Below are 12,766 nucleotides of genomic sequence, written 5' to 3' on the forward strand. Positions count from 1 at the left end.
ACACGGCCGTGTGCCCGAGTGGTTGAGGGGCTCGCCTGCGCGGCATCCATGAGCGAGCTCCGCTCGCGGGGAGTTACGTGGGTTCGATTCCCGCCACGGCCTCCATGCTTGTGCAAAGGGAGGACAACAAGGGGCCGTACAAGAAGGGGCCGTGCCCGTTCGGGCGTCGGAGTCTGCCCCTCAGCCTCTGGTCCCGTGGCCGTCGTCCGCGTATGCAGAGGTGACCGACACACCTGCTCCGAGGAGAAACGCGTGCACGCCCGACGCCAGGACCCCGTACGCCGGAGCCGACCGTCCGCGGCACGGCCCCTCTCCCACGGCGACGGCGACGGTGGGCAGAACGCCGCTGCTCAGCGTCACGGAGGTCCAGAACACCGCCGGGAACCAGGCCGCGGTGCAGATGCTGCGCGAGGGTCACCATCCGCACGGCCGGCCGCGGCAGGGTTCCGGCTCCGCCGCCGGCGGCCTGCCGGTGCAGCGCATCCTTTCCGGCACCATCGCCCCGCCCACTGAGGGAGCCTCGGAATCAGTGCCCGACCTGCCTGCCGAGCTCGTCCGGCGCATCGGCACGGCGGCGCCGGGCGAGCGTCAGCAGCTACTGATGGACGTGTTCACGCATGTCATGCAGCAGATGCCCGCTCCGACGGACGAGGTGGGCATCGAAGGAATGAAGAACCTGCACAGGAACGCCAAGATCGTTTACAAGGACACCGACGCAGGGGCCGGGAAGGCCATGGCCGTCACCCAGGAGGCCCTGATCAAAGACGGAGAGTCGCCCGGTGAGCAGCAGGTCACCCTGACCTTCCACCGCAACCTCTTCACCCTCGGTGCGGCGGCCCTCTACAGCACCCTTCGTCACGAACTCATCCACGTGGCACAACGGTCCCTGGCTCCCGACGAGGACCGCGCGGACGGCGGTGACGCGCACATCTTCAACGACCCCATGGCGGACACCCCGACCGGGGGACCGACCATGAAGACCCTCCAGCTCCCCATGCAGGAGATCGAGGCCCATGTGTGGGAGTTGGAGCACACGGGCGAGACCGGCATCGACGACGCGCACCTGGGCAGCACCGTGCATTACCTCGTCGAATACACGAACCGTCTGAGCGCCAGCCTCAACGGAAAGAACGTCACCGCGCAGCAGTTCGCCTACTGGAAGGCGTACGTGGAGAAGTCGCTGGCCGCTCTCGGCCGGGCCGCCGTCGCCGCCCCCGGGCACACCGAAGCGATCAACGGGGCGAGGGCCGGGCTCCAGCAGGCGTACGAAGCGAGGTCGGCGAAGGCGGGCGGCACCAAGCGCGGTGCGTCGGGCACCGGTTCGGGCAGCAGCAGCAAGAGGGGCCGGAGGTGAGCCAGGCGCCGGCCGGCCGCCCCGCTACGTGAGCGCGGCGTCGCGCGCGGCTCCGCGCGACGCCCGGTGTCTGAGCCACAGTCCGAACGCCAGGACCGAGAGGTCCGGAGCCAGGGGCAGCGGGGCGCCCTCCGGCGGGCACCAGGTCAGGACCTCGCCCGTCGTGCCGTGGACGAGCAGGTGGATGCCGTCGGCCGTGCCGCCCAGGTGAAGCAGGTGGTCGGCGTGGTCCGGGAGCGGCGGGGCGTCCGCCCGTTCCGAGGCGTACTCCGCGAGCGTTGGCAGCACCGGCAGGCCCTCGTCGGTGCGCCCGAGGAAGGGGCCGTGGTCCGGCAGCCCCGTCTCGCACAGGAAGCGCCGGGTCGGTTCGTGGGTGAGGGTGCCCGGGAAGTCGGCTTCCTCGAAGCGCGTCACCCGGGACCGGCCGAACTCCCGGTCCAGGAACCGGGCCGGCAGTCCCGGAGCGGCTTCCGCGGGCGCTCGGCGGCCCGCTGTCAGGAACAGACAGCCGACCAGCACGTACGTCTTCCACAGCCACAGCGGTGGCGGCGTCTCGCACCCGGCCGGCGCGGGTCTGAGGATGCCGCGCGTCCAGGACGGATCGTCCACCGACGTCACGAGGCGGACCAGGGTCAGCAGCGACGGCACCGAACGCGCGGTCGTCTTCTCGCCCATGGCTGTGTGCATTGTTTCCCCCGAGAGTGTGCGGTCCCGCGGTCGGGGACTGCTGCCGTCCCCACCACCTCGCACACTACGGGGCACCACTGACATCGCCCGGTGGACCGGCCGCGCCCGGCGCTCACGCTCAGCCCCCGGTCACCACCGCGGCCTGCGGGCGGATCGGGAGGCGGTTCACCGGGCGTCCGGTGGCCGCGCGTACGGCGGAGGCGACGGCCGCCGGGGAGGCCACCACCGGCACCGCGCTGACGGCCTTGGCGCCGAAGGGGGCGACCACGTCGCGTTCCTCGACGAGCTTCACGATCCGGATGTCGGGGGCGTCCAGCGCGGTCGGGAGGGCGTAGCCGGTCAGGTCGGGGTGCCGGATCAGGCCGCGCGGGGTGCGGAGGTTCTCGGTGAGCGCGATACCGACGCCCTGGGTGACGCCCGCCTCGATCCGGGCGGTCAACTGGTCCGGGTTCAGCACCCGGCCCACGTCCTGGGCGACGGCCAGCTCGACGACCCGTACCGAGCCGATCTCGATGTCGACGTCGACCACGGCGCGGATCGCGCAGAAGGCCATGCCGACGAAGGCGTCGCCCTGCCCGGCCTCGTCGAGCGGCTCGGTCGGGTGCGGGCGGCACTGGGCGGTGGCCCACAGTTCCTTGCCGTCCAGCGCCTCGGTGACCGTGGTCGACAGCACGCCGTCGTACGAGGTGATCTTGCCGTCGGCGATCTGGAGCAGCTCGGTGGACATCCCGAACTGGTGCGCCAGCGGCTGGAGGAGCTGGGTGCGGACCATCTTCGCCGCCCGTTCCACCGCGCCGCCCGACACCCACGTGTGCCGTCCCCGGCAGCCCGGTCCCGCCGGGGGCTGGTCGGTGTCGACGGGCGCCACCTGGACCTCGTCGACGCCGAGGGTGTCCTGCACGATCTGCCGGGCCAGCGTGGTGAAGCCCTGGCCGGTCTCGACGGCCGCGCACAGCACCGTCGCCACGCCGTCCTGGACCTTCACGGTGGCCGTGGAGACCTCGTCGGCGCCCTCGGCGCCCAGCATGTGCACCATGCCGATGCCGTAGCCCACGCCCCGGCGCACCGCGCCCGGTTCGCCCGCGCCCTCGGGGCCGCCGGGCAGCAGCCACTCGTCCTCGGGCGTGTCCTTGGGCAGGTCGGGGAGGGGGAAGTCGCGGACCGCCTGGAGGAGTTCGGCGACGGGGGCGGGACACGTGACCGTCTGGCCGGTGGGCAGCACGTCGCCGGTGGCCAGTACGTTGCGCAGCCGCACCTCGGCCGGGTCCAGGCCGAGCTTCTTGGCGACCTTGTCCATCTGCGCCTCGTAGGCGGCGCACACCTGCATGGCGCCCTCGCCGCGCACATGGCCGGAGGGCGGGTTGTTGGTGCGTACGGCCCAGCCCTCGATGGAGGCGTTCGGGACGACGTACGGGCCGCAGGCGAAGGCCACCGCGGCGGCCAGGGCGTCGGAGGAGGTGTCCGCGTAGGCGCCCGCGTCGAGCAGGATCTGCGCCTCGACCTTCACGACCCGGCCCTCGGCGTCCGCGTGGTGGCGGTAGCGCAGGAGGGTGGGGTGGCGGTGGGTGTGGCCGAGGAAGGACTCCTCGCGCGTGGCGGTCAGTTTCACCGGGCAGCCGGTCCTCAGCGCCAGCAGGCCGAGCGGAAGCTGGAAGCCCTGGTCCTCGCGGTCGGCGGTGGCCCCGGGCACCCCGGTGACGACGATCTTCACCTGTTCGGGTGTCAGGCCGTAGCAGGCGGCGGCCGTGTCGCGGTCGCCGTGCGGGTCGGTGGAGGCCAGGTACAGCTCCACGCCGCCGTCGGGGCGCGGTACGGCCAGGCCCGCCTCGGCTCCTATGGGGGCCGGGTCCTGGCGGCCGATGCGGTACAGGCCCTCGACGACGACCTCGCCGGCCGCCTCCGGGTCGCCGTGGCGCAGCGGGATGTGCCGGATGAGGTTGCCGTCGGGGTGCAGCGGCTCGGCCTCGAAGGCCTGCTCGGGGTCGGTCACCGGGTCGAGGACCTCGTACTCGACGATGACGGCGGCGGCGGCCATCCGGGCGGTGTCCGGGTGGTCGGCGGCGACGGCGGCGATGGGCTCGCCGTGGTGGCGTACGACCTCGGAGGCGAAGACCGGGCGGTCGGCGCGACCCCGGCCGTGCAGCGCGGTGCCGGGCACGTCCTCGTGGGTGACGACCGCGCGGACGCCGTGCATCTCGCGCGCGTGGGTGGTGTCGATGGACACGATGCGCGCGTGCGGGTGCGGTGAGCGCAGGACGGCCGCCCACAGCAGGCCCTCGGCCCACAGGTCGGCGGCGTAGGGGAAGGTGCCCTCGGTCTTGGCGCGGGCGTCGGCGGGCGGCAGGGACGCGCCGATGCCGTGCGGGATCGGCTCGGAGACGGGGGGTGCCTGGGGTGCCGCCCCGGCGGTTCCCTCGGCCTCCGCAGTCGCGGCGTCGTTGCTCACGCGTGGCCTCCGTCCTGGCCCTGGTCACCGAAGGGCCGGTCGTGCGGTCCCGCTGCCGCGTCCGGAGTGCCGGGCGGTGGCTGGGAGTCGAACGCCGACGGGTTGACGCCGCCCGCGCCCGGACCGGCCTGGTGCGGGATGCGGGGCTCGTCGGCGTCCGTGCCGCCCGCCTCGGCGGCGGTGTGCGCCTCGCGCTCGGCGACGACCTCGTCGACGGCCTCCAGGACGCCCCGGTAGCCGGAGCAGCGGCACAGGTTGCCGCACAGGGCCTGGCGGGCCTCCAGCTCGGTCGGCGCCGGGTTGCCCTCCAGGAGGTTGTGCACGGTCATCGCCATGCCGGGTACGCAGAAGCCGCACTGCACCGCGCCGCGCCGGGCGAGCGCCCGCTGCACGTCCGACGGCTGCCCGTCGGTGGCCAGGCCCTCGACCGTACGGACCTCGCTGCCGGCGGAGGTGACGGCCGGGACCAGGCAGGAGGCGACGAGCCGTCCGTCGACCTGCACGTTGCACGCGCCGCACTCGCCCTGCGAGCAGCCGTCCTTGGCGCCCGCGAGACCGAGCCGCTCGCGCAGCACGTACAGCAGCGACTCCCCGATCCAGGCGTCGGTGACGGGCCGGTCGGCGCCGTTGACGCGCAGGACGTAGGAGGCGAGGGGGTGGTCCTCGTGCGGGCCGGCCGGGGACGGCTCCTGGTCGACGGCCGGGTCCTGGTCGGCCGGGTCCTGGTCGGCGGCCGGGTCGGCCGCGGTGGCCGCGGTGGGCTCGTCGGTTCCGTCTGTCCCGTCGACCGCGTCGGCCGCGTCGGCCTGGGGATCGGTGGTGTCGGTCGCGTCGGGCCGGTCGTCGGTCGCGTCGAGCCGGGGGTGGGCGCGGTCCTGGTCCCTCGGGCCGGTCCGGGGCTCCGTCTCCGGGTCCCGTCCGGGATCCTGACCGCGGTCCGGTGCGGGCTGCGGAGCCCGCTCCCGCGGGGCGGCCGTACCGGGCCGCGCCAAGGCCGTCACGGGGTGCGCGGCGGCCTCCGGTCCGGAATCAGCATCCGCGGCCTCTCCGCGGTCCGCCGCCCGCTCAGCGGGGCCTTCAGGGGCCTCCTCGGCCCCACCGGGTCCGTCGGCCACGGTCCTGTCGCCGGGCGCGGTCGCGGAGCCCGCTTCCACGGCGGAGCCGGCGGGCGGCCGTTGCCCGTACGGGCCGACGACGGGTTCGGGCGCGCGCGGAGCCCCGGTCACGGTCTCGTCGCCGGGCGCGGTCGCGGAGCCCGCTTCCACCGCGGGGGCGGCGGGCGGCCGTTGCCCGTACGGGCCGACGACGGGTTCGGGCGCGCGCGGAGCCCCAGTCACGGTCTCCTCGCGGGGCGCGGTCGCGGAGCCCGCTTCCACCGCGGGGGCGGCGGGCGGCCGTTGCCCGTACGGGCCGACGGCGGGTTCGGGCGCGCGCGGAGCCCCGGTCACGGTCTCGTCGCCGGGGGCGGTCGCGGGGGCCGCTTCCACCGCGGAGCCGGACGGCGGCCGTTGCCCGTACGGGCCGACGGCCGGTTCGGGCGCGCGCGGGGCCCCGGGCGCCTGTCGTTCACGGCCGGGACCGGCCTGGGCCGGGCCCTCGCCCTCGCCCCACGGCTGTCCGGCGGGCTGGGTCGCCCAGGGCGCGGGGGCGCCGCCGGGGAGGGTGGCCGGAGCGCCGGTCCCCCACTGCTCGGCCAGGGACGACGTGGTGAACTCGCCCGACTCGTCCGGCAGATCGCCGTCGGCCACGGGGATGGACCACTGCCCGGTCACGTCCTGCCCGGGTGCGGGTCGAGCCGCCGCCTCCGCCTCCGCCTCGGCCTGCGAGAAGTCCCACTGTCCGGTGGCGCCGGGCTGGTAGCTGAACCGGGTGTCCTGTCCGGGGGCGCCCTGCCCGGTGTTCGCGTCGTAGGGCGCGGCCCCGCCGTACGGGTCCTGCCGCGGGTACTCGGTGTACCCCTGGTGGGCGGGGGGCTCCTGCCGCGTGTCCGGGACCTGCCACTGGGTGCCGTCCACGGGCGCGGACGGTGCCGACGGCATGGCCCAGGAGCCGGTGGCGGCCGGGTCGGTGCCGGTCGTGGCGGGCGTGACCGTGATCTGCGGCGGCACATAGCCGTGCCCGGGCGCGGCGAGCGGGCTGTCGGAGGAGGCCAGGAGCGCGTCCACGCCGCCCTCGGGCAGCTTCACGAAGGCGGTGGCGCCGTCGTCGTAGTCGCCCTGGGGCAGCGGGTCCCAGCGTCCGCCGCTCGGGGGCGTGCCCCCTCCGTGCTGGTCGCCGTACTGATCGCCGTAGGGATCGTCGTGCGGATCGTCGTACTGGTCGCCGTGCTGGTCGTCGGTCACGACAGCGCCCTCCCCAGTGCTCGTCGGGCCAGCGCGGCGACAGTGCGCCGCAGGTGCAGTACGGCGGGCGGGAGCTGCGTCACGGAGCCGTCCTCGGCCGGGACCGCGTCGGGGATGCAGGCCGCGGCGACGTACTCGCCGAAGCCGTGCAGCGCCTCCGGGACGATGGCGCGGCCGTTGTCCCAGTCGATGAGCGAGGCCACCCACTGCTCGGCCTCCAGGGGCCGCAGCGGCATCGGCGCGATGGCGCCGACGGCGCACCGCACGCCGCGCCTGGCGGGGTCGAGGACCAGCGCCACGGAGGCCGTCGCGCGGCCCGGGCCGGTCCGGCCTGTCGCCTTGAGGAAGACCTGCGGCGCGTGCAGCAGCGGCACGCGCACGTAGCCGATCAGCTCGCCCGCGCGAAGCATCTCCATGCCCGCCAGCAGGTGCGAGACCGGCATCTCCCGGCGGGCCCCGTCCGGGCCCGCGATGATCAGCGTCGCCTCCAGGGCGGCCAGCACCGGCAGCGCGTCCCCGGTGGGGGCGGCCGAGGCGATGTTGCCGCCCAGGGTGCCCGCGTTGCGGATCTGCGGCGGTCCGGCGGCGCGTGCGGCGGCGGCGAGCGCCGGGATGAGCGCGGCGAAGTCGGGGCGGCCCATGCGGGCATGGGTGAGCCCCGCGCCGAGCAGTGCGTGCCCGTCCTGGTACTGCCAGCCGCGGATCTCGCTGATCCGGCCGAGGCCCACCAGCGCGGCGGGCCTGAGCTGGCCTGAGTTGACGGCCGCCATCAGGTCGGTGCCGCCCGCGACCGGCACGGCGGCGGGCATCGCGGCGAGCGCCGCCACGGCCTCGTCCAGTGTCGTGGGCAGCGTGACGGCCTGCGCCGCCTGCGGTGCGTGCGTGGTCAAACCGACTGCCCCTTCCCGCTGTCCCACCTGGTCCCGCCCATGTGGCCGTACGGTACGACCTGACAGGGCGGACGTGGCAACTCTGGCACATCTTTGCAGGGCCCGAACGCAGGGGTCCGCTAGGAGGCATTCGCCCACCTCGCCGACGGGATGGTCCGTTTTCACACGGGATATCCAGCGATCGGAGCTACGCTCGATGCGCACGAGTTGCCACTCTTCGGTGGCGTTTGGGGGCGTTTTCCTTACTTGTTGGGCGGTGGCCCGTCGAGCGGCCTGCCGAGCACGCCGGGCCGCCGCTGCCAGGGCAGGGGGCCGCCGGGCGGCCGGTAGGAGACGCCCAGGGCGTCAAGTCGCCGGTAGTGGGTGGCCATCCGCTGCTCGAAGGCGGCGAAGTCCCGGTCGGCCGGGGCGGGCAGGGCGCTCCAGGCGACCTCGGCGAAGGCGGCGAGCCTCGGGAACAGTTGGTAGTCCACCCGCTCCTGGTTCTCGGTCACCTCGGTCCACAGGTTCGCCTGGGTGCCGATCACATGCCCGGCCTCCTCCGGCGCCAGTTCCGCCGGAACCGGCTCGAACCGGTAGACGTCCTCCAGGGTGCGCACGAAGGCGATCGGCACGGGTTCGTCCTCGCCCCCGTGCTCCCGGAAGTTCAAGTACACCTGCTGCTCGGGGCACATCACGACGTCGTGTCCCGCACGCGCGGCGGCGACCCCGCCCGCGTACCCGCGCCAGGAGGACACGGCCGCACCCTTGGCCAGTCCACCCTCCAGGATCTCGTCCCAGCCGATGAGCCGGCGCCCGCGTTCGGCGAGCCAGGTGTCGAAGTGCTGGATGAACCAGGACTGGAGTTCGTCCTCGTCGGCAAGGCCGAGTTCCTCGATCCGCGCCTGGGCGGTGGGCGAACGCCGCCACTGCTCCTTGGGGCATTCGTCGCCGCCGATGTGGAGGAACTCCGAGGGGAAAAGCTCCAGGAGTTCCTCGAAGACGCCCTCGTAGAAGCGCAGCGTGTTCTCGGTGGGGGCGAGTACGTTCGGGGAGACACCCCAGGTGTCCCAGACGGAGAGGGCGGTGGTGTCGATCACATCGGTGTTGCCGAGTTCCGGATACGCGGCGATGGCGGCCTGCGAGTGCCCGGGTACGTCGATTTCGGGGACGACGGTGATGTGCCGCTCGGCGGCGTAGGCGACGATCTCCCGGATGTCCTCCTGGGTGTAGTAACCGCCGTGGGGTTTGTCCTCCCACAGCGGCGAGGCCCGGTGGCCGTATTTGGTGCGCGACCGCCAGGAGCCGGTCTCGGTGAGCTTCGGGTGGCGTTTGATCTCGACGCGCCAGCCCTGGTCGTCCGTCAGGTGGAAGTGCAGGACGTTGAGTTTGTGGGCGGCCATCAGGTCCAGGTACCGCAGGACGCCGTCCTTCGGCATGAAGTGCCGGGCGACGTCCAGCATCAGGCCGCGCCAGCGGAAACGGGGCGCGTCCTCGATGCGGACCAGCGGCAGCCGCCACCGGCGGCCGGGGAGCGGGGCGCGCCGGAAGGCGTCCGGGCCGAGCAGTTGCCGCAGCGTCTGCGCGCCCCAGAAGAGGCCCGCCGGGCCGCCGCCGGTGAGGTGTACGCCGGTCGGTGCGACGTCGAGGCGGTAGCCCTCGGCGTCCAGTTTCCCGTCGAGGGACAGCCGGACGGCGTTGTCGTCGCCCGCCGCGGGGGCCAGCGGCAGACCGGTGGCCGCGCCCAGCGTGGCCCGCAGCCAGCGCTCGGTGTGCCCGGTGCCGTCGCCCGCCGCCAGCCCGGTGTCCGGACCGAGGTCGAAGAAGGCGCCCCGGGCCGCCACGTGCTGAGGCCGGGGAATCACGTCCGCCGGGTCCGTCAGGTCTGTCACGTCCGTCGGGTCCGTCAAGTCCGTCACGATGTCAGTCCTTTACCGCTCCGCCGAGGCCGGAGACGAGTCGTCGTTGTACGAGTACGAAGAAGACCAGCACCGGAATCGTCATCACCGTGGACGCGGCCATCACTCCGCCCCAGTCGGGATCGTCCGGCTTGTAGAAGACCAGCAGCGCCATCGGCAGCGTCGACTGGGAGATGTCACTGATGATGAACGACTTGGCGAACAGGAAGTCGTTCCAGGTCGAGATGAAGGAGAAGACGCTGGTGGCCACCAGCCCCGGGAAGACCAGCGGGAAAAGGATCTGCCACAGAAAGCGCGTCCGGCTCGCCCCGTCGATGTAGGCGGCCTCCTCCAGGGCGTCCGGCACGGCTTTCACAAAGCCCCGCAGCATCCAGATCGCGAAGGGCAGCGAGAAGGCGATGTGGGGCAGGATCAGCGAACCCAGCGTGTTCAGCAGGCCGAAGTCCCGCATGAGGAAGAACAGCGGGATCGTGAGCGCCTCCACGGGCACCATCTGTGCCACCAGGAACATGATCAGCAGGGTGGTCCGGAAACGGAACCGGAAACGCGTCACCGCGGTCGCCGCGAGGAACGCGATCAGCGCCGAGGCGATCACGACGGTGCCCGCCACGAGCAGACTGTTGAGAAAGTAACGGCCGAATTCCTGCTGCCCGAAGACCCGCCGGAAGGAATCCAGCGACGGCGTCAGGGTCCACGGCCGCGGCTCGCTCGACTCGATCTCCCCGGCCGGTTTGAAGGCGCTCAGCACCATCCAGTACAGCGGGAAGGCGACCACGACCGCGATCAGCAGCGCCGACGTCTCCGCCGCGAGCCGCCACGGACGGCGCACCCGCACGCGCGGAAGATTCACAGCTCCTCCCCCTGGCGGCGCAGCAGCCGCAAGTACACCAGCGTCACGGCGAGCAGGATCAGCAGCATGACGACGCCGATCGCGGAGCCGAGGCTGTACTGCGAGGACGCGAACGCCTTCTGGTAGGCGTAGACGTTGAGTACGAGGTTCTGGCCGGCGATGCCGCCGCCGTTCGTCATGACGTAGATCTGGGTGAAGACCTTGAAGTCCCAGATGACCGACTGGATGGTGACGACCACCAGGATCGGCCGCAGCATCGGCGCGAGCACCGAACGCCAGATCCGCCACTGGGAGGCCCCGTCGAGCGCGGCCGCCTCCAGCACCTCGGACGGCACGGACCGGATCCCGGCGTAGACGGTCACCATGACGAACGGGAAGGAGCACCAGACCACTTCGAGCAGGACGAGCAGGAAGGCGCTGTAGCGCCCGTACGTCCAGGAGTGGTCGCCGAGGCCCAGCATCCGGTTGACGGGCCCGAAGTCCGGGTCGAACAGCAGCAGCCAGACCGTCGACCCGGTGACCGCCGGGGTCGCCCACGCACCCAGCCCCGCCAGCATCAACGCCAGCCGCGGCACGGCCCGCACCCGCGTGAGCAACACGGCGAGCGCACACCCGACGGCCAACGTGGACACCACGCAGGCCGCGGCGAACACGACGGTGGCGAGCAGCACCCGCCAGAACTCACCGTCCCCGAACAACTCGGCGTAGTTCCCGAACCCCTGAAAGGTGGTCGGCTCTCCACCGGACACCTGGGCCTGCGTGTACTCCAGAAAGGAGATCAGCCCAAGCTGATAGACGGGGTAGACGAGCAGCCCACCGAGGACGACAAGGGCGGGGGCAAGATAGATCCAAGGGGTGCTGGAAGCGCCCCGATAGGGGCGCGGGGAACGGCGCGACAAGCCACCACGTACCCGCACCCGCCCACGAACCGCACCCCCCACCCCATTAGGCACCCCAGTCATCCGGCGGAGCCAAACGCCTCGTCCATCTTGTCGGCCGCGTCCCCAGCGGCAGCGCCCACGTCCTTCTTGCCGCTGACGACCTCCTGGAACATCGTCGGCAGCACCTGCGAGGAGTCGATCGTCGCCCACGCGGGAGAGGCCGGGACGAACTTCGTGCCGGCGGCGAGCGTGTCGACGAACGGCTTCACGAAGGGCTCCTCCGCCGCCACCTGCTGCCGTACGTCCGTGTAGGTCGGCAGGAAGCCCATCGCGTCGAACAGTTCACCCTGCGCCTTCTTCGACGCGAGCCGCTTCATCAGGTCGACGGCGAGGGTGCGGTGCGAGGTGCTCTTCAGGATGCCGATGTTGTTGCCGCCCGCGAAGGCGGGGGCGATCGAGCCGGGCTCGGCGCCCGGCAGCGGCACGACCGCGTACTTGCCCTTCACTTTGCCGGCCTCCACGGCCTGGTGGCTGAAGTCGCCGCCGATCGCCATGGCCGCCTTGCCGGAGGCGAACGCGGTGACGGTGTCGTTGCCGCTCATGCCGGCGCACTTGGCGGCCGGGCAGTTGTCGTCGCCGAACAGGGAGGTGTACGCCTCGATGCCCTTCTGGGACGCGGCGCTGTCGATCGCCGAGGCGTACGAACCGCCCTTGCCGGTGGCGAGTTCGCCGCCGGACGCCCAGATGAAGGGCATCGCGCCGTAGGTGTAGGCGCCGCCGACCGCGATGCCGTAGAGGTCGGGCTTCGCGGCCCGGACCTTCTTCGCGGTGGACGCCAGTTCGTCCAGCGACTTGGGTGCCTGAAGGCCCAGTTCGTCGAAGACGTCGGTGCGGTAGTACAGGGCCCGGACGCCGACGAAGTACGGGGCGCCGTAGACCTTGCCGTCCACGGTGACCGACTGGCGGGCGGTGGGGTCGGTGTCCTTGGCCTCGTCCCAGGCCGCGAATTCCTTGGTCACGTCGGCGAGTCCGCCGTCCTTGACGTACCCGGCCGTGTCGGTGTTGCCGAACTCGATGACGTCGGGGGCGCTCTTCGGGTCGTTGAAGGCGGCCTTGATGCGCTGGGCGCGGGTCTCGACGGGGATGTACTCGACGGTGACCTTCGTGTCCTCGTGCGCCTTCTCGAAGTCGGCCAGGACCGCGTCGACGACCTTCTCCTTGGGCTTGTTGTTGACCTCCTGGAAGAGCCAGACCCGGAGCGTGCCGCTCTTCTCGTCCTTGCCGGAGGAGGAGTTGTCGGACGTCTGGGGGGCACAGGCGGTCGCGGCGACGACGGCGACGGCCAGCAGTACGGCCAGGCGGGGGGCGAGCTTCATGGAGTGTTCCTCCGGACGCGCGTTGCAACATATGCAATGACG

At 72.6% G+C, this 12,766-nt stretch carries 9 protein-coding genes and 1 tRNA gene; 2 read left to right on the forward strand and 8 right to left on the reverse strand.

Annotated features, from left to right (window positions below):
• The first annotated feature begins 4 nt into the window (after nt 1–4).
• Nucleotides 5–105: transfer RNA gene (locus tag KUM40_RS36510), tRNA-OTHER, on the forward strand.
• Nucleotides 106–331: 226 nt separating this feature from the next.
• Nucleotides 332–1,354 carry a hypothetical protein gene (locus KUM40_RS36515; RefSeq protein WP_217170616.1) on the forward strand — a complete coding sequence of 341 codons (1,023 nt, stop codon included), beginning with the start codon at nt 332–334 and terminating at the stop codon, nt 1,352–1,354.
• A 24-nt stretch (nt 1,355–1,378) separates the two neighbouring features.
• Here KUM40_RS36515 and KUM40_RS36520 read toward each other — a convergent pair whose 3' ends face one another.
• The 8 genes from KUM40_RS36520 to KUM40_RS36555 all read right to left on the reverse strand — a co-directional run bounded on the left by KUM40_RS36520 (nt 1,379) and on the right by KUM40_RS36555 (nt 12,724).
• Nucleotides 1,379–2,029 carry an SUKH-4 family immunity protein gene (locus tag KUM40_RS36520; RefSeq protein WP_254396213.1) on the reverse strand — a complete coding sequence of 217 codons (651 nt, stop codon included), beginning with the start codon at nt 2,027–2,029 and terminating at the stop codon, nt 1,379–1,381.
• A 130-nt stretch (nt 2,030–2,159) separates the two neighbouring features.
• Nucleotides 2,160–4,487 (reverse strand): molybdopterin cofactor-binding domain-containing protein, encoded by a 2,328-nt coding sequence (locus KUM40_RS36525; RefSeq protein ID WP_217170618.1) that lies wholly within the window; start codon nt 4,485–4,487, stop codon nt 2,160–2,162.
• Nucleotides 4,484–6,829: a 2Fe-2S iron-sulfur cluster-binding protein gene (locus KUM40_RS36530; protein ID WP_217170619.1), complete on the reverse strand. Its 2,346-nt coding sequence runs from the start codon at nt 6,827–6,829 to the stop codon at nt 4,484–4,486. The genes KUM40_RS36525 and KUM40_RS36530 overlap by 4 nt, the downstream gene beginning before the upstream one ends.
• Nucleotides 6,826–7,719: a xanthine dehydrogenase family protein subunit M gene (locus KUM40_RS36535; protein ID WP_217170620.1), complete on the reverse strand. Its 894-nt coding sequence runs from the start codon at nt 7,717–7,719 to the stop codon at nt 6,826–6,828. Before KUM40_RS36535 ends, KUM40_RS36530 begins: the two co-directional genes overlap by 4 nt.
• 242 nt (nt 7,720–7,961) lie before the next feature.
• A complete protein-coding gene (locus tag KUM40_RS36540; RefSeq protein WP_374227455.1) occupies nt 7,962–9,617 on the reverse strand; it encodes a beta-N-acetylhexosaminidase in 1,656 nt (551 codons plus the stop codon).
• Nucleotides 9,618–9,621: 4 nt separating this feature from the next.
• Nucleotides 9,622–10,467, reverse strand: coding sequence for a carbohydrate ABC transporter permease (locus KUM40_RS36545; protein ID WP_217170621.1), 846 nt, complete (start codon nt 10,465–10,467; stop codon nt 9,622–9,624).
• Nucleotides 10,464–11,429, reverse strand: coding sequence for a carbohydrate ABC transporter permease (locus tag KUM40_RS36550; protein ID WP_217170622.1), 966 nt, complete (start codon nt 11,427–11,429; stop codon nt 10,464–10,466). The genes KUM40_RS36545 and KUM40_RS36550 overlap by 4 nt, the downstream gene beginning before the upstream one ends.
• Nucleotides 11,426–12,724 (reverse strand): extracellular solute-binding protein, encoded by a 1,299-nt coding sequence (locus KUM40_RS36555; RefSeq protein WP_217170623.1) that lies wholly within the window; start codon nt 12,722–12,724, stop codon nt 11,426–11,428. Before KUM40_RS36555 ends, KUM40_RS36550 begins: the two co-directional genes overlap by 4 nt.
• Nucleotides 12,725–12,766: the final 42 nt, after the last annotated feature.

Source organism: Streptomyces sp. AC512_CC834, assembly GCF_019049325.1.
Lineage (GTDB): Bacteria > Actinomycetota > Actinomycetes > Streptomycetales > Streptomycetaceae > Streptomyces.

Bases quoted from the DNA above. Each gene is read 5' to 3' on its own strand.
- KUM40_RS36520 (WP_254396213.1), bottom strand. From the start codon at position 2,029: ATGGGCGAGAAGACGACCGCGCGTTCGGTGCCGTCGCTGCTGACCCTG.
- KUM40_RS36550 (WP_217170622.1), bottom strand. From the start codon at position 11,429: ATGACTGGGGTGCCTAATGGGGTGGGGGGTGCGGTTCGTGGGCGGGTG.
- KUM40_RS36555 (WP_217170623.1), bottom strand. From the start codon at position 12,724: ATGAAGCTCGCCCCCCGCCTGGCCGTACTGCTGGCCGTCGCCGTCGTC.